Genomic DNA, 24,117 nt, shown 5'->3' on the forward strand with positions numbered 1-24,117 from the left:
CAAAAATTCCTAGTAATCGATGCTACGTTTGATCGCTTCATATACTTTGAGGTGATCTGCTGCATATTCTTTTTCCAAGGCTAATGGGTATGGCGTATCAAAACCACATACGCGCTCAATAGGTGATTCAAGGTGTAAAAAGCACTCTTGTTGAATAGTCGCAGCTATTTCGCTAGCAAAACCAGCAGTAAGAGGAGCCTCTTGACTAACCACTAAACGACCTGTTTTACGAACTGAGTTTGCGACTGTTTCAACATCCCACGGTAAAATAGTACGTAAATCAATGATTTCACAAGACACACCATCTTGAGCTGCACGCTCTGCTGCCTTTTCAACGATTTCAACTTGTGCGCCCCACGCTAACAAGGTGATATCACTGCCTTGTTGCATGACATCAGCCTTACCTAATGGTAGTTGATAATCTTCTTCTGGCACTTCACCAACCGAGGCACGATACAAACGTTTAGGCTCAAAAAAGACCACCGGATTATCGTCACGAATCGAGGCTAATAATAGACCTTTCGCTTGATAAGGGTTACGCGGTACAACAATTTTTAGACCTGGCGTGTGAGCAAAATAGGCTTCTGGTGATTGACTGTGATACAAACCACCGGCAATTCCACCGCCATAAGGCGTACGAATGGTTAATTTGCCGACATTGAACTCATTACCACTACGGTAACGAAACTTCGCTGACTCGTTAACGATCTGGTCAAACGCTGGGAAAATGTAATCAGCAAATTGTATTTCAGCAATCGGTGTACAGCCTTGTGCTGCCAAACCATTGGCAAAGCCAATGATACCTTGTTCAACTAGAGGTGTGTTGAAACAACGTGCTTTGCCATATTTCTCTTGCAAACCACTGGTTGCACGGAAAACACCACCAAAATGACCAACATCTTCACCGAAACATAAAGCACTGTCGTTTTCTGCCATTTCAATATCAAGTGCATTATTTATCGCTTGTAATAAATTCATTTGAGCCATTATTTGATTCTCCCTGCAGTAAACGGATAAGACTCAGGGTATTTTTTAATATGTGTTTTTAACGCATCTAGTTGCGCTTGCAAATGTGGTGGCACCACATCATAAACATCAGTAACTAAATCTTCTACCGGTGGTTTAGCAATTTTCTCAGCCACTTTAACGGCAGCTAACACTTGCTCTCTCAGGGTTTCAAACAATTCGGCCTCTTGGGTTTCATCCCACCAACCTTGAGCTAGCATCCAGTTTTTCATCCGCAAAATGGGGTCATGAGCTTGCCACTTTTGCTCCTCTTCACGTGTACGATATCCAGAAGGATCGTCAGAGGTTGAATGGGCACCTAAGCGATAGCTCATTGCTTCAATCAATACCGGTTGCTGCTCTTTAATTGCATAAGCACGAGCTTCTTGAGTTGCTTTCAAAACCGCTAAGATATCATTACCATCAATACGTATGGTTTTAATTCCATAACCGACACCACGTGCGGCGATACCATTGCCGATATACTGCTCATCAGAAGGAGTAGAGATAGCGTAGCCATTATTTCGACAAAAGAATATTACCGGCGCTTTATGAACAGCGGCCATATTTAAACCCGCATGAAAATCACCTTCTGAAGCTGCACCTTCACCGAAATAGCAAATAGTGACGGCATCTTTGCCTTGAAGTTTTTGACCATACGCATAGCCAGCTGCTTGAGGTATTTGTGTCCCTAAAGGCGACGAAATGGTCATATAATTTAATTCACGACTACCGTAGTGAATTGGCATTTGACGCCCTTTGCCCAAATCTTTTTCGTTGCTGAACATTTGGTTCATGAAGTCTTCTAAAGCAAAGCCTCGATATATTAATGCGCCTTGCTCTCGGTATTGCGCCATGATCATATCTTGATCTTCTAGACCTGCTGCACCACCGACACTGGCTGCTTCCTCACCAAGTGCGGCCATATAAAAGCTCACACGTCCTTGGCGTTGTGCACCCACCATACGCTCGTCAAGCACCCGATGGAATGCTAACGCTTTATAAATTTTGGTTGCTTTTGTCTGATCAATATCAGGTAATTGAGCGCCTTCATATACAACGCCGTCTTGTTGTAATATTTTTAGGATTGGGATTTCTACGGAATGACCATCGATGTAATCTGGGGTATGCACCACCTGACTCTCTGGATAAATTTCAGTGTTCATAGCCTTCTCTTGTTGTAATCCTTGCTAGCAAGGTGAAATTTTAGTTTTTAATGTCATCAAGTATAGTTACTTCACTCAATTTGTTGAGTAACTAGGCAACAAATGACACCACAACATTATTTCTAATAATTATGCATTGAATTATGAATGACTGAACTTTACCTTTACGTAAACTGAAAAACAAGTATTGTCATGCAGATTCACGGCAGGAGATCAGAAAGACTGAGCAAAAATGTTTACATATGCTCAGTCTGAAATACTATATAGTTGCAGGAATTACGGTTAATAATGCACGTTGACCAATGGCAACATCAGCATTGGGAAAAATGATTGCCTCCCCCTCAACTTCCGTTTTAATCGCTTGCTCACCATCGTATGCCAGAACAGTGCCTTTAGGGAAATCGGTGAAATTCTCTACCTCATCAGCAAAGTTTAATCTGAAATTTTGTTGCGTTCGGTTGATGGTTTGATGAATTTCATAAATATAAAAGTCTTCGGCTTGGTATGGCTTTAATTGCAATTCTTGCCCCGAAACCAAACGAGTTAACGTTTGCTCAACGTCGATAAACTTACTCATGTCGTTTTCACCGAACGGCATCACTTTGCCTAACTCAACAGTAAATGCGTCTGCACCAAATTCATTCGAAGAGAAATAACTAAAGGTGGTTGTCGGTGAATGAGATAAGAGAATAGTATTAACGCCGCAAGCTAACATAAACGCCAGTTGTTCTTTTTTCCAAGGCTTGCCATGTCGAAATGGGTAAACGGCAAATTTGTCGTTCTTCGAGCCCCGAATGGCAGTATGTAAATCATAATGACAACGATAACGATTAGCAGATAACGCAGTGCCTTGTTCAAAAAACGCGCGCACCGTATCTTCCAATAGTTTTGCTCTAACTCGCTCTTTGTTAATTAACCCTGGACCTTGGCCTTGATCAAGAGAGTGTCCCCCTGAAAATAATCTGTTCATATTTTCTTCAACAAATCGTTTGGCGATATTCATTGATGCGGGGTTACCAAAGATAAACAATACGCGCTGCGCTAAATGTAATTGACCAAGCAAAAGTTGCTGCACCAGCGAGGCACATATTTCGATCGGAGCGGTTTCGTTACCATGAATCCCGCTAGAGAGGACAATATCTTTTGACGTTTCAACGTCTAATGGCTCAAAACAAATTAAGCCGGTTTCGATGACACTAACTTTTATTCGCTGCTGCCCGTGCTGGCAATCGCTGTTTTCAGTAACAATAAATTCACCAACTTCTGGTAGTTGCCATTCATGTTGACGGGTCAACGATAAGAAATCGCCTGTTTGAGTTAATTGTTGTTCTAATGAAATCAAAACTTCCTCGTTTCTCAATGATTGAAATGGGGTGTATAAATCATCATTCTAACATGTATTTTATAAGGGTGTTTATAAGCAATAGCATTTGTTTAAATGTAACTCAACAACCTCAAATTCCTCAATTTACAAACTTACAGAAAATAAAAACGTATAAAAAAAGGTGATAGCAATTTCCAGTGCCATCACCTCTATAATCAATACGTTACTTATGATTTCTTGTTAATTTGCTTGCTCAAATACTTTACTGATAATTTGTTGTGCTTCGGCAATAATCGCTGCTAAGTGATCTTCATCATTAAAGCTCTCGGCATAAATTTTATAGATATCCTCTGTTCCAGAAGGTCTAGCTGCAAACCAACCGTTTTCGCTAACCACTTTTAAGCCACCAATGGCGGCATCGTTACCTGGTGCATGAGAAAGCACTTGTAATATGGGTTCCCCCGCTAACGTTTCTGTAGCAACCATGTCGGGCGTGAGTGATGTAAGCACTTGTTTTTGCTTTAAATTCGCAGGAGCTTCAACCCTGCCGTAGCAGGGCTTACCTAACTGTTCAGCTAACGTTAGATAGTACTGATATGGATCTTTACCGGTTACCGCTAAGATCTCTGCCGCTAACAATGCCATAATGAAGCCATCTTTATCCGTTGTCCAACAGGTTCCATCTTTTGCTAGAAACGATGCGCCAGCACTCTCCTCACCACCAAATGCATATTCACCTGATGCGAGTCCTTCTACAAACCATTTAAAGCCAACAGGAACTTCCGATAAGGGGCGTTCAATCAAGCGAGCAACACGATCAATTAAACTACTCGAGACTAAGGTTTTACCTATCTTGCAATCAGTCGACCAATGACGGTGGGTCATCAAATAGTGAATAGCGACGGCAAGAAAATGATTAGGATTCATCAAACCACCCGACTTAGTCACGATACCATGGCGATCAAAGTCAGGGTCATTGCCAACCGCTACATCAAAGTCATCTTTCATTGCGATCAAACCAGACATGGCATAAGGCGAAGAGCAGTCCATACGAATCTTGCCATCTTTGTCCAACGGCATAAATGAAAAGCTTGCATCTACGGTGTCATTAACCATGGTTAAATCTAATTGGTAGCGCTTAGCGATTTGTGGCCAATAATTAATGCCGGAGCCTCCAAGTGGATCAACACCTATTTTAATTCCTGCTTCAGAAATTGCTTGTAGGTTAAGTACTTGTTCCAATTGCTGAGTGTAAAACTCAATAAAGTTTTGCTTGGTGACTAAGTCTGAATCCATGGCATCAGAGAACCTTACCTGACGCACATCTTGAAGGTTTGATGCAATAATCTCATTCGCTCTCGCTTCAATTATTTTAGTGACCTCTCCTTCAGCCGGCCCGCCATGCGGTGGATTATACTTAATTCCACCATCTGAAGGCGGGTTGTGTGAAGGCGTTATGATCAAACCATCTGCTTGTGTTGTTGCATTACGATTATGAACAATTATCAATCTTGATATTACCGGCGTAGGCGTAAAGCCTAAATCATCTTGGATAACAACAGGAATATCATTGGCAACAAGCACAGACAGCGCACTTGCAAAAGCGGGTTCTGATAAGGCATGAGTATCCTTACCTAAATATAATGGTCCTTCAAATCCTTGAGAACGACGATATTCTGCAACTGCTTGGCATATTGCCAAGATATGCATTTCATTAAAACTGCAAAGACTAGCGTTGCCGCGATGACCAGAGGTACCAAACGTCACGCGTTGTTCAATATTTTCGATATCGGGGCGTAAGGTGTAATATTCGCTCACCAACTTGGCAATATTAACTCTATCCTGTGCCCTAACCGCCTTACCTGCGTGAGAATGAACAGCCATCATGGTTCCTTTTATGCGTTATATTTTTACAATAAATCTCGAATTGCTTCGACATCTTCGTTAGTGTAGCCAAGCTCTTTTGCAACTTCAGTTAACATCATTTTTTTTCGAGTGGTATTTGAATTGGTGATCACCCAAAAATCACTATCAGGTATTTGTCGTGGTTTCGTGCTACTGCCGCTTTGCTCTAGCGCACGTTCATCTTTGGCAAAATACAGACGATCACGTCCACGTATTTCGCAAACTCGATGAAAGTCTTGGCTATGTACTCGATGTAATGCTGATAAAATAATTAAAAAACGGCCAACTGCACCACGTTGCATTGCCAACTCTTCTTTATTAATAACATTAAAAACCGACGTTTTTACCGTGTTGGCTATCTCTTTCTTATCACTTGTAGCTAGTGCTTTCTCAGCTACCTTTGAAGTGGCAGCACTATCACTAAGCTGCGTAACTTGGTGTCCATTTATCGCCAGTAAACGACGAAGAATGGATGAAGCACTCTCCCCTATCTCTTGCGTATTAGCAACAATATACTGATAAAGCTGTTCATCGACTTCTATATTTTTCATTGATTACCTAATCGTTCGAAACTTAAGGTTTAAATTATTGGTGATTATACAAACCTTAACAAAAACTCTCTAGCGCTGATTTTCACAACTGAACATTAAAGCATCATAATTGAAAAATAATTGGGTAGGATTGTCTCAGTTTTGCATATTCATCAAAAAAAGTCGACAATATTGCAAAACATAAAATTGTGTCATCCAATGTCTATCGTTAATTATCAACAACAAGGTCAAGGGCCAGATTTAGTATTAATACATGGCTTATTAGGTAGTTTAGAAAACCTTAATATGGTTGCAAAAGACCTGAAAAACAGCTGTCGAGTAACCAGTATTGATGTTAGAAATCATGGCAACTCTTTTCACAAAAATTCAATGACTTACCAAGAGCTTGCTCAGGATATAATAACATTGCTGGATCACCTCTCTATTGACGATTGTGTTATCTTAGGTCACTCAATGGGGGGGAAGATTGCCATGGAGACTGCTTTGACTTATCCCATGCGCGTGAATAAGTTAATCGTTGCCGATATTGCTCCTGTTGCTTACCCACCACACCATCAGCAAATTTTGTCCGGTTTAGCCGCGATTGACTTGACAAAAGTTAACAATCGTAAAGACGCTGATAGCCAGTTAAGCCATTATGTTGAAGAACCTGGTGTTAGACAGTTTTTATTGAGGAATTTAGTCAATAACGAAGGTCATTGGCAATTTAAATGTAACTTAGGCTTTATCACCCAATGTTATTCGCAAATTATGGCAAGCTATCAAGGAAACGAGCAATTTGATAAACCAACGCTCTTTATCAAAGGCGGTAATTCAAATTACATTTTACCTGAGCATCGCGAAAACATTGTCAAGCTGTTTCCAAACAGTAAAGCCAAAATAATTCAAGGTGCAGGACACTGGCTGCATGCAGAAAAGACTAGCGCTTTTAATAAAATTGTCAGTGATTTTATTGATCAATAACCTCATTAATGACTGAAAAAATTTGAGTTTGATCAAAAAACATTAAGATATCGTATTACCATATTGCATATGCAATGATAATAGTGAAAAGTAGATGTGCTTGTAGGCTGCTTGTGATATAGTGCCGCCTGATTTTTTTAGGGTGAGTTATGCTGGCAGAATATTTCGAGACAATAGAAGCCGTAGGTCTAAATCTATTTTTCGCTTTTATATTTATTTTCATAGGCTTATCAATAAATGATGTGATGAAAAAAAATGACGTTCCTAAAATGGGACGCTACGTTGTCTATTTAGTTTTATTTCTCGGCTGCGCAGGCTTCATCGCTAAAGGTATTATTCAGTTTGTATGGGAAAGCCAAGGCGTAGGTTAAGTAAACATGGCCAAACAACAAGCCGATCTAACAACAATTGATTTATTTAGCGAAGATAAGCGCCCAGGGAGGCCAAAAACCAACCCTTACTCGCGCAGCGTTCAAGTTAAAATAAACAAAAGAAACCAAGTTAGACGTGACAAAAATAATGGGTTAAAACGCGTAGAATTTAAAATTCATCAAAGCGTTATTGAACAATTAGAGAAGTTAGCAAGTGACAAAGGGGTAAACCGCAGCGAATTAATTGAATCGCTTATCACTGAAGCACTGGCTAAACAAGAGAATTAATTTTAGAAACAAAGGTAACATTTCAATGGCAATAGTAGGCTTATTTTTCGGAAGCGATACCGGCAATACTGAAGCAGTCAGTAAAATGATCCAGAAAAAGCTTGGTAAGAAACTCGTCGAAGTGAAAGATATCGCTAAAAGTACGAAAGAGGAAATCGCTGAGTTTGATTTGATCATCTTGGGTATTCCAACATGGTATTATGGTGAAAACCAGTGTGATTGGGATGACTTTTTACCTGAACTAGAAGAAATTGATTTTACCGATAAACTTGTTGCGATTTTCGGCTTGGGCGATCAAGAGGACTACGCAGAATATTTTTGCGATGCGATGGCTCCTTTAAGAGATATCGTTGAATCTAAAGGCGCTATTTTAGTAGGGAACTGGCCTACTGAAGGTTATGAGTTTGAAGCGTCAAAGGCGCTTATTGATGACAATACATTTATTGGCCTATGTATCGATGAAGATCGCCAGCCAGAATTAACCGAAGAGCGTGTTGATAAGTGGGTAGCTCAAGTTTACGATGAGATGTGTTTAGCTGAGTTAGCAGATTAAACTACGCTCAATAGAACCACTTTCCCAAAAGCCGCACAATGATGCGGCTTTTTTATTGCAATTCATGCCTAAAAAAAGTCAATTAACAACCTAAATATGTTACTTGATATATTCCAAACCAAGAGTTAACATTAAATTAACAGTACAACTGAGATAGTTAATATGAGTGGAGTTGAAAAACCTTCACAGGGAAACATTGATTTGTTTGAGCAATATCGACAACAAGCCGATCATGCAAGAATAGCGAAACTTGAGCTACAAATACGACAATTAAAACCTAACGCAGTCTTGGTATGTATTGGTATTATTGTCGTTACCGCTCTAGTCATATACTTATCAACTATCTTTCCATCCCTAAATCATCCATTAACCATTGTTCTGTTATCTTTGCTAAGTGTCGTCGCTGCTTGTTTTGCTTTTTGTCAAATATCTCGCTTGGATAAACGCATTGATGCACTTTATAAGCTCATTAAAACAAGTAAATATTAACCGTAATGTGTCTGTTGAGTTATTACTAAGACTCCACCTTCTATACTAACTTAGTATAGAGCTTTCCCTTAAACCCCATACAGGATTATGGTGTTTTCATTAAAGTTCAATTAAGTTTGTTTTTCGCAATACCGATGATAACCGGCATTGGTTGATTCTCATCAACAATATCAAAACAGTGTTCAATGGCTACTTGATCGAGTCTCGCTGTGGCGTATGCTTGCTCAATCATTTTATTGCTAAAGCCAAATTCACTGTTTGGCTTTGTTTGAAGCCAATCCCATTGAACCAAGTAACCACCTGGTTTTAAGCACTGTTTAAGTAAAAGTAGTGTGTCTTGCAGGTTGGGGACAAAAAATAAAACAGAAGACGCAACAATGAGATCAAAACCTTGGATAAATTCAGGGTATTGCTGTAAATAATGCGGTGTTAACAACCCTGCTTGAGCGTTGACGTTATCCAATTGCTTTTCTTTTAAGACATCAATCATTTTTATTGATGAATCAATGGCAAAGACTGAAGCGGCATGAGCTGCAACTTTTTCGGTTAGTAAGCCTGTACCACACCCAAAGTCGAGTACCTTAAGCCCTTGCAAACAAATCCGATTAGACAGCGAAGCAAACGCTTTTTCACTGTATTCAATAACAGAAGGGTTACTATCCCAACCATCGGCATAATCATCCCAGCTACTACTCATTTATCTCTCCATTTATATTTAAAGTACGTTAAATTATTTAGAGCGTGTTGATCTTTGCTGTTTACTTTTGCAGCGATTTAGACACCATTTATACAAGACAGAGTCAATGTTTCACAGTTATTCTATTCGAATTAACGATAACACAGTAGAAATGGCGTATAAACGCTGTCCTATGGATTCGTTTAAATGTGCTTTGCCCTTTGTTGCTTAGTGGACGTAGATACTTAGCGATAGCAGGACGCGGAAGCCATACAAGGATTTTACATAGAATAACTATGCTACACTCCTTGCGCCGTGGTCAAAACACATTTAATTCGAACAAAAATCAAACGTGAAAGATCAACACACTCTAGTTAAACGATAATTGGCAATTATCAGCTCATTCCTTACCTATCGATGTTTAGGCTTCTTACGAATATATAGTTGTCGATTTAGCTTCGCAACTAATTCACCTTTACTGTCATGAACATAAACAGGGTACTCGGGTAAATACTTATCACCATCAGCAGTGTGGTGAATGATATCGTTGATCAACGCTTCACTGATATGAAACTCAGCACTCACAACCCCTTTGCCTGGTTTAATGTAATCAATATCAGCTTTTTTATCCCAGACAAAATAACGATTTCCTAATTGCTGTAAAATTAACAACATGTAAAATGGATCGGTCATCGCGTATAAAGAACCGCCAAAATGGGCGCCAACCGCATTCTTGTTCCACGGACGCATTCTTAATTCGACTTTCGCTTCACGAAAATCTTTAGAAATGTAAACTACACGAATACCGGTAAATAGAAAAGGCGGCCAAATATTCAATAACCATTTCATTAACCATGCATTTTTAAACACTGTCACCTCCGATAAAATAGGCACTCATCGTACCACTTAAATTAACCGAGAAAAATGATAAATTCCGTTAATGTCTAAATTATTCCTTTAAACTCATTTGCTAACCCCCTATAATTTATGCTTTTGCAATACACTTGAGGCTTAACTTAATGCCAGATCAAAACGAAGAACTAAAAAGAGCGGGCCTTAAAATTACCCTTCCGCGCATTAAAATATTGGCGATATTGCAACAACCTGAAAACCAACATATCAGCGCTGAAGATGTTTATAAAATTCTTCTCGACCAAAATGAAGAGATTGGCTTGGCGACTGTCTATCGGGTATTAAACCAATTTGATGACGCTGGGATTGTAACTCGCCATCACTTTGAAGGTGGAAAATCAGTATTCGAGTTAAGCCATAAGAAGCACCATGATCATTTAGTGTGTTTAAAGTGCGGTAAAGTAGTTGAATTTGAAGATGACGTTATTGAAAAACGCCAAGAAGATATTGCCAAATCACACCAAATCAAGTTGACCAATCATAGCTTATATTTATACGGTGAGTGTGAAGACGAAGAAGCCTGTGAAGCTTATCGTCAATCACATCAATAAGGCTGTAAAATTTAAGTAGCTATCTTAGGGTAGCTACTGATAAAGCTTTCCTTTGTGTTTAATCCACCCATCTTGATGTTGCTTATGCGGGTCTCGATGTGTCCAGTGCACCATACCACCACTACTGTTCCATTGATATTGCCCTAAAAACTCTATTCTATCGCCAATGTGTAAATGAGGAATACGCTGGCCAATATCAATATTATGAACAATTAGAACCGTTTTTTGATTCTTTAATTTAACGGCAAACTTTTGATGTCGAGTTCCAGTTAAGTCATCAGGGAAAATTTTACAGACGATGCCAAATGCTTTCATTAAAGATAACCATACTGAGTAATCATCAATTGGTATAAGACATATAAGTTGTTTGTTTATAGGTTAATGACGCTTTTACCACCGGCCATTCATGCGCTAATATCGAAAAAACAACCGTATCACGATAAGAGCCGTCAGGTTGAATACGATGATTTCTTAAGACACCGTCTTGTTTTGCACCTAAACGAGCAATAGCATGTCTTGAAGCATGGTTATGCCAGTGTGTCCTAAACTCGACTGCAATAGCATTTAAACGTTCAAATGCCAAGGTTAACATCAAGAGTTTGCAATCAGTATTAACACCAGTTCGCTGGAAGCTTTTCCCGTACCAGGTATAGCCGATTTCAGCACGTCGATTGGCAACATCAACATTACATATCCGCGTGCTACCAATGATTTTACCGGAACTGATTTCAATGACGACAAAAGGAATACCTTTTCCCAACTGTTTTTCGGTAAAAGCAACATCTAGATATTTATCTATTGTTTTTTGGTTCGGTACGTTAGTAAACCAAAGACTAGACAGCTTACCATCCTGCTCAGCTTCAACTAAAGCGTCTCGATGCTCAGCAGTGAGAGGCTCCAGCCTAATAACTTGTCCTATTAATACTTCGTTAAAACTTGCCAAATCTTCCATATCATTCCTTGAGCTAATAAATAGTTAATACTTTAAAGGTAAAATAACAGGTTGCTAATGACAACAATATGAATATCAACATCAGCAAAAAACGGAAAAACAGGCCAAGTTTATACTTAAACTGCTTCCACCAACCTTTTTGTGGTGCAGTTAACGCTTGACCAGAAAATCCATAAACGATCAACGCCGCTAAAAATAACCAAATAAACCATAGTAATGCCGAATGTAAAAATTGCTCTTGAGTAGCAATATCAGCAAAAAGCAACAAATAGACGATAGTGGCAAGGCTAAATAAACAAGTTAAGACAAGAAGGCGGCGAAAAGGAAAACAAACGTTGGCCAATAACGTTATTCGGTTAATCAACATAATTACATTTGAGTGTGGATATAGCGTCTAAATATCATACCTTTATCGTTATTCAATCGCCATGCTATAGAAATCAATTTTAACAATTAAAATCCAATGCCACTTTTTGCCAGAGCGGAATAAATACCGTTTAAAGCGACACTGTTATCCAATAATGAATCTTGCCACATATCACGTTTTTCAATGTTGAATGAGGTAACTGTATAATGATGATCAACGGTTATACCATGCTCTGTTAAACAACGATAGGTACACAGCGAATCACATCCGTCAATCACTATCACATCACTGCCTTTCAATGGTAAAGCATTAAGTGGCTCAATATTGGCAACTACGCCGGCAACACATGACATTTGAGCAAGCCCATCTCTATCAAGATTTTCGGCAATATCGTGTGCTATTCGAGCCACATTCGAACAGCCAGTACAGGCGTAAACAACTGGTTTAGAAGACGTCACACTAGTAAGCTCCTTATAAGATGATGACAAGATTTTAACCATTGCCGGTAAATCAGCATTGATTTAAATCAAGCTTCGGGAAATTTTTCAAAACTTAATGAGGAAAACAAAAATCACTCCTTGATAACTGATGGGGATTAGCTCAAGCGCAATCACTAACTCATCGCTGTGATAAGAATTGTCAGATAAACTATCTTAAGTGAACCTGCCATATATAACGAAAACCGCTCTATTCCTATGACAAATTAATAGACTTAGTTCATTTTTGGCACAATACTAAGAAACAGCAGTTTCCTTTTACAATGATCGAGCGAACCGGTTTATCAACATTTATCATCTGCAAATGGTCAAGCGTGATGAAAAAAGAACTTACAATGAAGACAATCTTATCGTTTAAGAAATACTCAAAAGCTTCGTCATTCAGCGTTATAACGAGAAATGATGAGAAAAGCGCTATCGCCAAAACATAAATAACTCAAACCAGAGTAAAGTATCCTTTGTCTAACTAAAAACATAATCATTTATCACGATAAACAAACGAGCGCTTTTCAGACTTTTAATCTGGTACGTTATCTTGCTCTAGAATAACAGCCCCACTGTGCTCTTCACCTAAACAATCATCAGGGTTGTAAATTGGACAACGCTGCATCGATAGACAACCACAGCCAATACAACCATTAAGGTAATCTCGTAATCGCGTCATCGCATTAATCTTTTTATCTAGCTCTACTTGCCAACTTCGGGATAACTGTGACCAGTCATCCTTATCTGGCGCACGTTTATCTGGCAATTGGTCAAACGCTACCGCTATTTCTTTTAAGGTGATGCCCATCTTTTGTGCCGCTTGAATTATGGCGATCCTCCTAAGCACCTCTCGTTTATAGCGCCGTTGATTCCCCTGATTACGCCAACTTCTTATCAGTCCTTTATTTTCATAGAAATGCAGCGTCGATACCTTCACGCCACAGCGCTTAGCAACAACGCCGACGGTCAAATTGGCTTCTTCTAACATAACGTTTCCTTAATTAGAGCGTGTTGAACTTTGCGGTACAAATTTTGTTCGAATTAAACGTGATTTAATCGAGGCGTAACGAATACCGTATAGTTATTCTATACAAATGAGCTACAACAAAGCGTAAATCACGTTTAAACGAATCCGAAGGACAGTGCCCATTTGAAATTTCTCCTTCGTTATCGCCTATTGATGGGGAATAACCACATGACATAGGCTCTGTCTTGTACAAATTTCAAATGAACTGCTGCAAAAATGCACATCAAAGATCAACTCGCTCTAATGCCTTAAAAAAATCTAAATAATTGCAAAAAACACTTTACCTCAACTTAAGTTGAGGTTTTAGAGTGGCACTATCTTAGCAAATAAGGAGAAGATTATGTCAACAAAAATAATGACAACAGAAAGTAGCTACACTGAAGAGATCACGCAAACCAGGTTTTTAAAAAAGCTAAAACGTTTAATCAATCAAACGATTGCAAATAAATAACGACTAAAACTTAAGGGAACTTATAATGCATTTAGAGCACATCAATATCGTTGTAAAAGATTTAAAAAATACTTTAGCGTTCTACCAAGCGGCTTTTCCTCACTGGAAAGTACGAGGTAAAGGGGAACAAAACTGGTTTGGTACTCAAAGGCAATGGTTACACTTTGGTGATGACTATCAATACATTAGTTTTAATGATAATGGTTATGGCGAAAATCGAAACTTGGACTCGAATCAACTAGGGTTGTGTCATTTTGGTTATATCACTAATAACCTAAAGGCACTTGTTGAACGCTTAGCAGCAGCAGGCTTTCAATTAGCAAAAGAAGGCGAAGCCTTGGCTCATCGACAAAATGTTTACTATATTGACCCTGATGGTTATGAAATTGAATTTATTCAGTATTTCTCTGATAACCCAAACGAGAGAAATAATTACTAAGCTAAAACCAAAAAGCCACTCCCAATAGGTGTGGCTTTTTTTATTTATTTTCCCACCCTAAGATAGGTTTATAATGCTTTTACCACATCTTTAACAAGTTCAGGACCTTGATAGATAAATCCAGTATAGACTTGCACCAATGAAGCTCCTGCCGCAATCTTTTCTTTTGCATCTTGACCGCTTGCAATGCCACCGACACCAATAATAGGTAACTGATTATTAAGCGCTTTAGCAAGCAAACGAATGACTTCGGTGCTTTTTTCTTTAACTGGCTGGCCACTTAACCCTCCCTGTTCATGGCCATGCTCTAGATTTTCTACACCATCACGTGCCAATGTAGTATTGGTTGCAATCACACCATCAATGTTATTACTCACCAGACACTCAGCGATAGAATTTACTTCAGCTTCCGATAAATCTGGTGCAATTTTTACCGCGATAGGTACGTACTTATCAAACTGCTGTGCTAATTTACTTTGTTCTTCTTTTAGCGCTGAAAGCAGCTCATTTAATGCATCACCATATTGTAGTAAACGTAAACCAGGTGTGTTAGGTGAAGAAATATTGACGGTGATATAACTAGCAAAGTTGTACACCTTGCGCATACAGTAAATATAATCGTCTTTCGCATTTTCATCTGGCGTGTCTTTATTCTTTCCAATATTTATTCCTAACACACCACTATATTTGGCTTTTCTTACTTGCTCGACCAAATAATCAACACCTTTATTATTAAATCCCATGCGGTTGATAATTGCATTCGCTTCTTCTAGCCTGAAAATACGCGGTTTGTCATTACCTGGTTGTGGTCTCGGTGTCACTGTACCCACTTCAATAAAACCAAAGCCCATCGCTTCAAACGCACGAATACATTCACCATTTTTATCCAAACCGGCCGCTAAACCACAAGGATTAGGAAAGTGAATACCCATGACTTCAACAGGTTTATCTTCTACCTGCTGTTTATAAGGAAAATTGAGTAAGGTAGCACCAGTATTTTTGAGGCTCTTTATAGTTAAATCATGACTCACTTCAGGATCAAGTTGGAACAAAATTTTACGAATGGCAGAGTAAAGCATACAACCTCAAAAAGTTAATAAATTCATATTGATAAAACGAGAGATAAAAAAATCCCCACACTGAGGTGGGGATTCTATCATTTATTTGCTTGGATCACAGTTTAAACTTAACAACATTAGCTCTCTCAACGCTACAGAGAATTTAGCAAACTCATGCGTTTGCCCAATTCTAAAATCATCAAGCACATGACGCCAGCGCTCAAGTGGCTGCTCATTGTCAGTAAACCAGTTATCAAGCATTTCTTCGATATTCTTGTTTTTAGGCTGACATCGTAAAATGACGGCAGTAATTGAACGTTGTTGCCAATCTAACTCTTCTCTAAACGACGCCCTAGCAAGCGCTTGCCAATGATTGGCAACTGGTTGTTTAGTGATTTGATCTAAGAACCAATGCAAATCTAAACGAGCACCAAGGTTAAAGTAGACTTTCGCCACAACGTCAACTGGGCGACCATCATGATGAGATAACTCAGCAATATCCATCACTGAGAATAAACTACTTAATTGTGAAATACGCTTAGCTATTGCTTTAGGTGCTCCAGCATTAATCAAATCGTTCTCTACACGACTAATTTGTTCAACTTCGCTTTCAATCATGTACTTAGATAGGTTTTTCGTCATATCTTTAAAAGTACTGCTATAAAACTCAATAGATTCTGCGATACCAAACGCTTTATTACGGTGACGCAAGAACCAACGAGTTGCGCGGCGCACAGTGCGGCGATACTGGAATAACATTTCCGTTTGCACAAGCGTTGAAATCTTATTATCTAGTGAACTGATTTTTTGCCACATTTCTGACATTTCAAATACAGCGCTCGCCATTGAATAACAATTAGCAATTTCATGAACTGATGCACCCGTCTCTTCTCGCATTCGGTTAACAAAGTTAAAGCCCATATCGTTACCAATTTTGTTGGCCAATTTGGTTGCAATGATTTCTGCACGCAGAGGATGGCTTTGCATTTGCTCACTGTACTTTTCTTGCAGTGGCACAGGAAACGCTTCAATCAATAATTGATTATGATATGGATTATCCGTAATTTCTGGACAAACTAAATCTTCTTTTAGCACCATTTTCGAATAAGCAAGCAGTGTTGAGATCTCTGGACGGGTTAGCCCTTTGTTCTGCGCTAAACGATCTGCTATTTCTTCGTCATTAGGAATAAACTCTAATGCGCGATCCAGTTTACCAGAACGTTCCATTTCATGAATAAAACGAGTTTGCTCTTTCAATTGACTGACGCCACGCAAGGCTGTAATCGAAATAGAGTGTGTTTGGCGGTAACAATCTTTTATAACAATATCAGCTACTTCATCGGTCATGTCATATAAGATTTTATTACGTTGTTTAACCGTTAAATCACCATTTTGAACCAAAACATTTAGTAATATTTTGATATTAACTTCGTTATCTGAGCAGTCTACACCGCCGACGTTATCAACTGAGTCAGCATTTATACGACCACCTTTAGCAGCGTATTCGATGCGACCTAACTGAGTTAACCCTAGATTACCACCTTCACCGACGATTTTGGCTTCCAATTCTTTGCCGTTAATACGCAATGAGTCGTTAGCACGGTCACCCACCTCCAAGTGAGTTTCGCTGCTACCTTTGACATAAGTTCCAATACCACCATTCCAAAGTAGATCTACTTTGGTCTTTAATAGTGATTGAATCAATTCATTTGGCGACATGCTTTGTTTTTGCGTGCCGATCATTTTCTTAATTTCTGGTGTTAAGGTGATCGATTTTACAGAACGATTAAAGATACCACCGCCTTGTGAAATTAATGAGGTATCATAATCTTCCCAAGTACAGCCTGGTAAGTTAAATAAACGTTCACGCTCTTTATATGTGGTTGCAGCATCAGGATTAGGATCGATAAAGATGTGCATGTGGTTAAAGGCGGCAAGCAAACGAATATGTTTAGATAACAACATACCATTACCAAATACATCGCCAGCCATATCGCCGATACCGATACAGGTAAAGTCTGTAGTCTGACAATCTATATCCATTTCACGGAAGTGACGCTTAACTGACTCCCAAGCGCCTTTTGCTGTTATGCCCATACCTTTATGGTCATAACCAACACTACCACCAGAGGCAAACGCATCTCCCATCCAGAAACCATATTCTTCAGAAATGCCATTAGCAATATCAGAGAATGTTGCCGTTCCTTTATCGGCCGCTACCACTAAATATGGGTCATCTTCATCATGACGAACGACATTTGCTGGCGGCACTATGTCACCAGCAACGATGTTATCCGTGATATCTAATAAGCCACGTATAAACGTTCTATAGCACGCTTTACCTGCTTCAAATATTTCTTCACGTGAGCCTTTGGGTAATTGTTTACAAACAAAGCCACCTTTAGCTCCCACTGGAACAATCACAGTGTTCTTAACTTGCTGTGCTTTTACTAATCCAAGCACTTCTGTTCGGAAATCTTCTCTTCTGTCAGACCAGCGTAAGCCACCACGAGCAACCTTACCACCGCGTAAATGCACACCTTCAACTTGCGGCGAGTAAACAAAAATCTCATAGGCAGGAACCGGCTGCGGCATGTCTGAGATTTTACGCGGCGTGATTTTGAATGAAATATATGGTTTATCACTGCCATCACTATAGGGTTGGAAGTAATTGGTACGAATTGTCGCCATAATCATTTCGGCAAAACGGCGTATAATTCGGTCATCATCAAGGTTAGCGACTTTATCTAATGACGCTTCTATATCGGCACGTAATTTTTGTACCAATTTGTTATTCAGCTTACGATTTGGATCAAAACGGGCGTAAAACAACTTCACTAACAACTGAGCAATGTTAGGGTAATTAGCAAACGTATCTTCAATATAGCTTTGACTGAAAGTACCACCAATTTGACGCTCATATTTTGCAAATGCACGAATAATAGAAACTTGGCGACCACCCAACTCAGCACCCAAGATTAGGCGATTAAAACCATCATCTTCTAATTCACCTGCCCAAACTTTAGCAAATGCTTCTTGGAATAAGTTCTGTACTTTTTCTAAACTGAAAGTTTCATTCCCCGTTAGCAACATCGAGAAATCAAGTATCCAACACATCTCACCTTCTGACGTGCGAATTGCAAAAGGACTTTCACCAATCACGCGTAAACCAAAATTTTCTAACATTGGCAATACATCTGATAAATGCAACGGTTCGCCAGAATGGAAAAGCTTTAATTTAACAAAACGACTGCCGTCCGCTTCCTCTTGCGGTTGATAAAACAACATTTCTAAGTTATTTTCAGGTGAAAGTGCTTCAAGTTTTTCGATGTCAACAATCGCGGTACCTGGCAACACCTCATCTTTATAGGCTTGCGGAAAACCTGAATATTTGCGACTTAACGCTTTACCGAGCTCTTCCCCTTTATTTGAATTAAGCGCTGCTGATAACTTGTCATCCCAACTACGCGCCGCTTCATTTATATTTTTTTCAATTTCTTTCACGTTAATATCTGCTTTTGTTGTTTTTACGCGAACGATGTAGTGTGTTCTCGCTTGTGCTGATTCAGAAAAATATGTGGTAAATTCGACATATTCATCACTACCGAACGCTTCTTTCAGCAATGCTTGGGTTTTTACCCGCAATTGAGTGTTATAACGCTCCCTGGGTACATAAACCATACATGAATAGAATCGATCAAACGCATCACGACGAATAAACAAACCAGAATAGTCGCGCTCCTGCATTTGATAAATACCTAAAACATTTTGTAATAGCTCTTTAACGTTAGTCTGCAAGATCTCATCGCGAGGATAGGTTTCTAAAATATTAATCAAGGTTTTATAGGCATGGGTTCCTTGTCCAAAGCCTGAAGACTCACATACGGCGCTAACCTTCGATTTAATCAGTGGCAAATCTAAAGCACTGTTAGTGTAATAAGCTGAGCCGAACAAGCCGACAAAGCGCTCTTCTCCAATAACCTTACCTTTACTGTCAAATCGCTTAACACCAATATAATCAAGATGCGCTGGACGATGGACACGAGAGCGAGAGTTGGTTTTAGTTAAAATGAGTAAGTTTTTACCCAGGGCTATTTCACGAGCCGATTCACTTAGCGTTGATAACATTCGCTCAGAGGTACCAGATGATTGCTTCATCAAGCCTAAACTCGACGAAACATTTGCCGCTAGAGCAGTATCGCCCTCTAAGGCCTTAACATCGTAGGAACGATAACCTAATAAGGTAAAATTATCGTTTAACATCCATTGCAAAAACTCTAAACCGTCTTTTTTCTCAGCATCACCACAAGGAAGCTTGGCGTTGCTTGTTTCATCAATAACTTCGCTTAAGCGCTTTTTCATCGCTTCCCAATCATTAACGGTAATGGAAATATCGCTTAATACTGATTGTAACTCTGCGGTAATGTTATCGAGTGCTTCTTGCTCGCTTTGACGATCTATCTCAATAAAGAAAACCGTCTCTGTTGAAGTTGCTTTAATTTTCTTATCTGCAGCAGCAGATAGCTTTGAAATGTTTTGCTCTTTATCTCTGACCAACTTAATTGGACTATTGAGCATCAAATGCGGTGAAAGGTTTAATCGACTTAACGCTATACGAATTGAATCAACTAAAAATGGCATATCACTAATGATGATCTCAATAATCGTATGGCTTGATTTCCAACCATGCTTGCTCACCATCGGGTTAAAAACTTTAATAACCGGTGAATCTGAGCGGTGTTGATTAAGCGATTTCCACAAGCTTAACGTTGCGCCATACATATCGCTTTCATTACGATGAGCTAAATCTAAAGTTGAGATGTTCTTGTATAAAAGATCTGCAAATTGCTTAACCAGCGGAGCTGTTTTTGCCGGAACTTTTTGATCAATTAATTGTGCTACATTGGAAAGTATCACAGAGGGTAAACCGTCTACTAACGCCATGCCGTTTTCCTTTTTGGATAAAACGCTTGAAATAATTTGTTATAACTTTTTATATTTGTCTAAAAGGATAGACTATAGACGCGATTTTATTAATAAATTTAGGCTATTGCGAGCGTTTTTTTTACCGAGGTTACTAACGTTAGCGCTAGAAATTGAGAAATTTTATGTGTTTATTCACTTGTATTAAATAGAAAATGACCCTTAGGTCATTTTCTTGTTTATTTATGCAATCAAAAATAAGTTGTTTTTTTTTAAAATTATTAGATTATTTATGATTTTTCCATAAAAACGCTGCTATTGCCGGTAATATAGTAACCGCTGCTAGCATGTTGACTAAAAACATAAAGGTTAACAAAATTCCCATGTCTACTTGGAATTTCAGGTCGGAGAAGAACCAAGTAGAAACTCCAATGGCCAAAGTAACCCCTGTGATAAGTACCGCTATACCTCTTTCTTTAAGTGCTGATAAATAAGCATTCTGTACGCTTTCGCCAATACTGAGCTTATGACTCATCGTTGAAAGAATATAAATACCATAATCAACCCCAATACCAACCCCTAAGGCGATGACAGGTAGCGTAGAAACCGTTAAACCTATATCCAGTGCAGTCATTAACCATTGTGCTAACGTTGATACGATAAAGAGTGGAATAACAACAGACACCACGGCTTTTACACTCTTAAAGCTCAACCAACATAGAATAATGACCGCAGCATAGACATAAAGCATCATCGGCGTTTGTGCCTCCTCTACCGCTTCGTTGGTCGCTGCCATCACCCCAATAGGCCCTGATGCTAACTTAAAGCTTACCAAATCGTTGTTGAGCTCGTTTATCACTTGTTTTGCTTTGTCGACTACTCGCTCAATAGTTTCTGCCTTATGGTCTTTTAAAAACAAGATAATCGGCATTACACTACATTCATTATTTAACAAGCCGGTTGAACTAGGAACATTAGATAATGCTTGTGCTAGAGCATATTGGTTTGGCGAAATTATGCGCCACTTTAAGTTACCTTCGTAATACCCTGAGTTAATCACTTTCAGCACTGAAGGCAAACTTACCGCAGATTGCACCCCATCAACATTCTCCATTTGCCATTGAAAACTATCCATTGTGTTGAGAACATCAGGGTTAGTACACGCATTAGGCATGGTTTCGACAATGACAGACATATAATCAACACTAATTGCATAACGATCCGTTATCAAAAAGGTATCTTGATTATATCGAGAATGTTCATGAAGTGATGGAGCGCCTTCATGCAACTCACCAATTTTTAAATGCTGAGACTGGTAGTAACCCACGGCGAACAACAATGATGCGACCACCAAGACAACACTGGCAACGCCTCGACTACTAAAAGATTGCATAAACTGCCATAACATAGGCTCTTGTGGTTGTTGATACCCTGGCCTTACCTCTTTTTTAACCGCTTTCACCGGAATATTGACGAATGAAATTAATACCGGTAACAACACCAAATTAGTGAATATAATAACACCAACGCCTAACGAGGCAGTGATCGCTAATTCTTTAATAATGCCTATATCAATCGATAACAGGGTGATAAAGCCAACTGTATCAGAAAGTAACGCTATACCGCCGGGTACAACAAGATTTCTAAAGCCAAATTCTGCAGCTTCTTTGGTTGTGTGTCCCTGATTAACCTTTTTGCCGATAGCATTAATCATTTGAACACCATGACTCACACCTATCGCAAAGACAAGAAAAGGCACAAGAATTGACATGGGATCAAGTCCAAACCCCATAGAAGAAAGTAAGCCCATTTGCCAAACAACAGCAACAAGTGAACAACCTATTGGTAATAACGTTAACGCAATAGATCGTGAAAACAAGAACACCATAACACTGGTGATTAGTATCGCTACAGCAAAGAAAGTTACAACGCCTTTTGCACCATTGGCAATATCGCCAACCATTTTGCTAAAACCGATAATATGTACCGTTATGTTGCCTTTTTCGTAAACTTTACGAATGTCATTTTCTAGTTTACCGGCTAGTGCAATGCTATCGAGTTTTTCACCAGTCTCCGGATCATTTTCCATTAGTACCGCTTTTACCATCGCACAACTGTAATTATCGGCAACAATACGTCCAACGATCCCCGCCTTTTCAATGTTTTCTTTTACGATAGAAAGTCCGGCTTCATCAGCAACAAAATCCGCTGGTACTACGGGACCACCAGCAAATCCATCTTCAACGACTTCAATAAACCTTGTACTCGGTGAAAATAACGAACTTACTTTCGTACGATCAACACCTGGAATGAAAAACAGTTGATCATGTACCCCTTTGAGTGCAGTAAAAAATTCCTCATTAAAAATATCACCTTCCTTATGACAAACAGAAATGAGGACATTGTTGGCACCACCAAAATTCGCTCTATGCTTTAAGTATGTTTGCATATACTCGTGATTAAGCGGAATATTTTTGGTAAAAGCAGCATCAAGCTTTATTTGAGTAGCTTGATATCCAAGGAATATTGAAAGTAAAACAAACAAGCCAACAACAAAAATACGATGCCTAAAAACGGCAACTTCAACGTGATTAATAATTTTTTCTATTGGGGTCATTTATGGCCTAACCTGTATTATTTTTATGCCGACTTCCGAGGCTACAACTAATTGGTTTTTAAAAAATGTTCCAGCAATCAATGCCTTACCATCAGCTTGTTCGTCAATAACAAAACGATTACCATCATCATCACTCTTTAACAAAACGCCATTATTACCGAGTATTAGCGTCGTTTGTTCATCATAAACAACGACATCATTTAATAGCGCAGTAGTAGAAACTTCTATTTGCTGCCATTCATCACCATTATTGGTACTTCGAAAAACGTTTCCTCTCAAACCAACAGCTAGCAAGTTTCCTTTTGGTGAGCGTTGAATGTCATATAAAGACCCATGATAAAATGCATCAAATTTTTGCCAGGTACGGCCAAAGTCATTACTCTTAGCCAGCAAACCAAGTTCACCAGCTAAATAAGTAGTTCGCCCATCTTGATAAACTTTATTAAAATGAGGGAGTATTCTTGCTCTTTCATCTAGATATGCCGCCTCATCATCACGCTTAAGTTCTTCTAGATAATCCTTATCTTCCTGAGACAGCAAAGACGTATGATATTCCCTGTTCCAGCTTTTCCCACCGTCCTGAGTGCGGATAAACATGCCATATGAACCAACAGCAACACCATTTTGATTGTCTTTAAACATAACGTTTAAAAAAGGCGTCTCGAGTTTGGGGTTAATGTATTGTACCTGCCAAGTAAAACCACTGTCATTAGTGTATAAAATAGTGGCATCATGACCAACAGCCCATCCTTCACTATATGAAACAAAGTTAACTGACGTTAGTGCCGTTTGAGTGGGGGATGTCATTTGCTGCCAATCCTTTCCATTGTCAGAGCGCAAAATATGCCCCCTTTCACCAACAGCGATCAAAAATTGGTCACCAACATTTTCAATATCCAGCATTAGCGATTTTTGAGCCAATTTAGACATAATCGCTGGATGATTGTTTATTTCACAAACTGAGAGTGATGCGAAAATAACGGCAAATATGAGTGAGAGGATTCTTATCATTAACCTTTAGACCCAATAAAATACAAAATAAAAAAG

23 protein-coding genes are annotated in these 24,117 nt (G+C 39.1%); 7 read left to right on the forward strand and 16 right to left on the reverse strand.

Translation table 11 applies throughout. From position 1 onward, the window contains the following. Positions 1-9: 9 nt before the first annotated feature. The 5 genes from ACSLUH_RS02370 to seqA all read right to left on the reverse strand — a co-directional run bounded on the left by ACSLUH_RS02370 (position 10) and on the right by seqA (position 5,951). A complete protein-coding gene (locus tag ACSLUH_RS02370) occupies positions 10-987 on the reverse strand; it encodes an alpha-ketoacid dehydrogenase subunit beta (protein ID WP_448564209.1) in 978 nt (325 codons plus the stop codon). After that, on the reverse strand, positions 987-2,171 hold the full coding sequence (locus tag ACSLUH_RS02375) for a thiamine pyrophosphate-dependent dehydrogenase E1 component subunit alpha (protein ID WP_448564211.1): 1,185 nt from the start codon (positions 2,169-2,171) through the stop codon (positions 987-989). The genes ACSLUH_RS02370 and ACSLUH_RS02375 overlap by 1 nt, the downstream gene beginning before the upstream one ends. A gap of 259 nt (positions 2,172-2,430) precedes the next feature. After that, a complete protein-coding gene (gene astE, locus ACSLUH_RS02380) occupies positions 2,431-3,510 on the reverse strand; it encodes a succinylglutamate desuccinylase (RefSeq protein ID WP_448564664.1) in 1,080 nt (359 codons plus the stop codon). A gap of 225 nt (positions 3,511-3,735) precedes the next feature. Then, positions 3,736-5,379: a phosphoglucomutase (alpha-D-glucose-1,6-bisphosphate-dependent) gene (gene pgm, locus ACSLUH_RS02385; protein WP_448564666.1), complete on the reverse strand. Its 1,644-nt coding sequence runs from the start codon at positions 5,377-5,379 to the stop codon at positions 3,736-3,738. A gap of 26 nt (positions 5,380-5,405) precedes the next feature. Then, on the reverse strand, positions 5,406-5,951 hold the full coding sequence (gene seqA, locus ACSLUH_RS02390) for a replication initiation negative regulator SeqA (protein ID WP_448564213.1): 546 nt from the start codon (positions 5,949-5,951) through the stop codon (positions 5,406-5,408). A 198-nt stretch (positions 5,952-6,149) separates the two neighbouring features. Here seqA and ACSLUH_RS02395 point away from each other — a divergent pair, with 198 nt between their 5' ends. The 5 genes from ACSLUH_RS02395 to ACSLUH_RS02415 all read left to right on the forward strand — a co-directional run bounded on the left by ACSLUH_RS02395 (position 6,150) and on the right by ACSLUH_RS02415 (position 8,615). Beyond that, entirely contained in the window at positions 6,150-6,914 is a 765-nt protein-coding gene (locus ACSLUH_RS02395) for an alpha/beta fold hydrolase (protein WP_448564215.1), read from the forward strand. A gap of 149 nt (positions 6,915-7,063) precedes the next feature. Continuing rightward, on the forward strand, positions 7,064-7,285 hold the full coding sequence (locus ACSLUH_RS02400) for a DUF2788 domain-containing protein (protein ID WP_448564217.1): 222 nt from the start codon (positions 7,064-7,066) through the stop codon (positions 7,283-7,285). Positions 7,286-7,291: 6 nt separating this feature from the next. After that, positions 7,292-7,573, forward strand: a complete 282-nt coding sequence (ybfE, locus tag ACSLUH_RS02405) for a LexA regulated protein (protein ID WP_448564219.1) — start codon at positions 7,292-7,294, stop codon at positions 7,571-7,573. Between the two features lie 25 nt (positions 7,574-7,598). Then, positions 7,599-8,126, forward strand: a complete 528-nt coding sequence (gene fldA / locus ACSLUH_RS02410; RefSeq protein WP_448564221.1) for a flavodoxin FldA — start codon at positions 7,599-7,601, stop codon at positions 8,124-8,126. 162 nt (positions 8,127-8,288) lie between these two features. Next, the gene (locus ACSLUH_RS02415) at positions 8,289-8,615 is read left to right on the forward strand and encodes a hypothetical protein (protein WP_448564224.1); all 327 of its coding nucleotides are present in this window, start codon (positions 8,289-8,291) and stop codon (positions 8,613-8,615) included. 106 nt (positions 8,616-8,721) lie between these two features. Here the strand turns inward: ACSLUH_RS02415 and ACSLUH_RS02420 are convergent, their stop codons facing one another. Continuing rightward, positions 8,722-9,312, reverse strand: a complete 591-nt coding sequence (locus ACSLUH_RS02420; RefSeq protein WP_448564226.1) for a class I SAM-dependent methyltransferase — start codon at positions 9,310-9,312, stop codon at positions 8,722-8,724. Between the two features lie 390 nt (positions 9,313-9,702). Next, the gene (locus ACSLUH_RS02425; RefSeq protein ID WP_448564228.1) at positions 9,703-10,185 is read right to left on the reverse strand and encodes a DUF4442 domain-containing protein; all 483 of its coding nucleotides are present in this window, start codon (positions 10,183-10,185) and stop codon (positions 9,703-9,705) included. Between the two features lie 125 nt (positions 10,186-10,310). Here ACSLUH_RS02425 and fur point away from each other — a divergent pair, with 125 nt between their 5' ends. Continuing rightward, positions 10,311-10,754: a ferric iron uptake transcriptional regulator gene (gene fur, locus ACSLUH_RS02430; protein ID WP_448564230.1), complete on the forward strand. Its 444-nt coding sequence runs from the start codon at positions 10,311-10,313 to the stop codon at positions 10,752-10,754. A 33-nt stretch (positions 10,755-10,787) separates the two neighbouring features. Here fur and ACSLUH_RS02435 read toward each other — a convergent pair whose 3' ends face one another. The 5 genes from ACSLUH_RS02435 to soxR form a co-directional block, all read right to left on the reverse strand. Next, a complete protein-coding gene (locus tag ACSLUH_RS02435) occupies positions 10,788-11,069 on the reverse strand; it encodes a DUF3465 domain-containing protein (protein WP_448564232.1) in 282 nt (93 codons plus the stop codon). Between the two features lie 25 nt (positions 11,070-11,094). Beyond that, entirely contained in the window at positions 11,095-11,706 is a 612-nt protein-coding gene (locus tag ACSLUH_RS02440; protein WP_448564234.1) for a GNAT family N-acetyltransferase, read from the reverse strand. A gap of 13 nt (positions 11,707-11,719) precedes the next feature. Next, positions 11,720-12,073, reverse strand: a complete 354-nt coding sequence (locus tag ACSLUH_RS02445; RefSeq protein ID WP_448564236.1) for a hypothetical protein — start codon at positions 12,071-12,073, stop codon at positions 11,720-11,722. An 86-nt stretch (positions 12,074-12,159) separates the two neighbouring features. Then, the gene (locus ACSLUH_RS02450) at positions 12,160-12,531 is read right to left on the reverse strand and encodes a putative zinc-binding protein (RefSeq protein WP_448564238.1); all 372 of its coding nucleotides are present in this window, start codon (positions 12,529-12,531) and stop codon (positions 12,160-12,162) included. 556 nt (positions 12,532-13,087) lie between these two features. After that, positions 13,088-13,543, reverse strand: a complete 456-nt coding sequence (gene soxR / locus ACSLUH_RS02455) for a redox-sensitive transcriptional activator SoxR (RefSeq protein WP_448564240.1) — start codon at positions 13,541-13,543, stop codon at positions 13,088-13,090. A gap of 512 nt (positions 13,544-14,055) precedes the next feature. On the opposite strand from soxR, the gene ACSLUH_RS02460 reads away from it, so the two are divergent. After that, positions 14,056-14,472 carry a VOC family protein gene (locus tag ACSLUH_RS02460; protein ID WP_448564668.1) on the forward strand — a complete coding sequence of 139 codons (417 nt, stop codon included), beginning with the start codon at positions 14,056-14,058 and terminating at the stop codon, positions 14,470-14,472. Positions 14,473-14,540: 68 nt separating this feature from the next. Here the strand turns inward: ACSLUH_RS02460 and pyrD are convergent, their stop codons facing one another. The 4 genes from pyrD to ACSLUH_RS02480 all read right to left on the reverse strand — a co-directional run bounded on the left by pyrD (position 14,541) and on the right by ACSLUH_RS02480 (position 24,081). Continuing rightward, entirely contained in the window at positions 14,541-15,551 is a 1,011-nt protein-coding gene (pyrD, locus tag ACSLUH_RS02465; protein ID WP_448564242.1) for a quinone-dependent dihydroorotate dehydrogenase, read from the reverse strand. 81 nt (positions 15,552-15,632) lie between these two features. Continuing rightward, entirely contained in the window at positions 15,633-20,474 is a 4,842-nt protein-coding gene (locus tag ACSLUH_RS02470; RefSeq protein WP_448564244.1) for an NAD-glutamate dehydrogenase, read from the reverse strand. Positions 20,475-20,739: 265 nt separating this feature from the next. After that, positions 20,740-23,070, reverse strand: coding sequence for an efflux RND transporter permease subunit (locus ACSLUH_RS02475; RefSeq protein ID WP_448564246.1), 2,331 nt, complete (start codon positions 23,068-23,070; stop codon positions 20,740-20,742). Continuing rightward, a complete protein-coding gene (locus tag ACSLUH_RS02480) occupies positions 23,071-24,081 on the reverse strand; it encodes a WD40/YVTN/BNR-like repeat-containing protein (RefSeq protein ID WP_448564248.1) in 1,011 nt (336 codons plus the stop codon). Positions 24,082-24,117 lie beyond the last annotated feature (36 nt).

The organism is Thalassotalea ganghwensis, from assembly GCF_053485795.1.

Coding starts and splice junctions, on each gene's coding strand:
- ACSLUH_RS02370 (WP_448564209.1), bottom strand. CDS start 987: ATGGCTCAAATGAATTTATTACAAGCGATAAATAATGCACTTGATATT.
- ACSLUH_RS02375 (WP_448564211.1), bottom strand. CDS start 2,171: ATGAACACTGAAATTTATCCAGAGAGTCAGGTGGTGCATACCCCAGAT.
- pgm (WP_448564666.1), bottom strand. CDS start 5,379: ATGGCTGTTCATTCTCACGCAGGTAAGGCGGTTAGGGCACAGGATAGA.
- seqA (WP_448564213.1), bottom strand. CDS start 5,951: ATGAAAAATATAGAAGTCGATGAACAGCTTTATCAGTATATTGTTGCT.
- ACSLUH_RS02395 (WP_448564215.1), top strand. CDS start 6,150: ATGTCTATCGTTAATTATCAACAACAAGGTCAAGGGCCAGATTTAGTA.
- ACSLUH_RS02400 (WP_448564217.1), top strand. CDS start 7,064: ATGCTGGCAGAATATTTCGAGACAATAGAAGCCGTAGGTCTAAATCTA.
- ybfE (WP_448564219.1), top strand. CDS start 7,292: ATGGCCAAACAACAAGCCGATCTAACAACAATTGATTTATTTAGCGAA.
- fldA (WP_448564221.1), top strand. CDS start 7,599: ATGGCAATAGTAGGCTTATTTTTCGGAAGCGATACCGGCAATACTGAA.
- ACSLUH_RS02415 (WP_448564224.1), top strand. CDS start 8,289: ATGAGTGGAGTTGAAAAACCTTCACAGGGAAACATTGATTTGTTTGAG.
- ACSLUH_RS02420 (WP_448564226.1), bottom strand. CDS start 9,312: ATGAGTAGTAGCTGGGATGATTATGCCGATGGTTGGGATAGTAACCCT.
- fur (WP_448564230.1), top strand. CDS start 10,311: ATGCCAGATCAAAACGAAGAACTAAAAAGAGCGGGCCTTAAAATTACC.
- ACSLUH_RS02435 (WP_448564232.1), bottom strand. CDS start 11,069: ATGAAAGCATTTGGCATCGTCTGTAAAATTTTCCCTGATGACTTAACT.
- ACSLUH_RS02440 (WP_448564234.1), bottom strand. CDS start 11,706: ATGGAAGATTTGGCAAGTTTTAACGAAGTATTAATAGGACAAGTTATT.
- ACSLUH_RS02445 (WP_448564236.1), bottom strand. CDS start 12,073: ATGTTGATTAACCGAATAACGTTATTGGCCAACGTTTGTTTTCCTTTT.
- soxR (WP_448564240.1), bottom strand. CDS start 13,543: ATGTTAGAAGAAGCCAATTTGACCGTCGGCGTTGTTGCTAAGCGCTGT.
- pyrD (WP_448564242.1), bottom strand. CDS start 15,551: ATGCTTTACTCTGCCATTCGTAAAATTTTGTTCCAACTTGATCCTGAA.
- ACSLUH_RS02470 (WP_448564244.1), bottom strand. CDS start 20,474: ATGGCGTTAGTAGACGGTTTACCCTCTGTGATACTTTCCAATGTAGCA.
- ACSLUH_RS02475 (WP_448564246.1), bottom strand. CDS start 23,070: ATGACCCCAATAGAAAAAATTATTAATCACGTTGAAGTTGCCGTTTTT.
- ACSLUH_RS02480 (WP_448564248.1), bottom strand. CDS start 24,081: ATGATAAGAATCCTCTCACTCATATTTGCCGTTATTTTCGCATCACTC.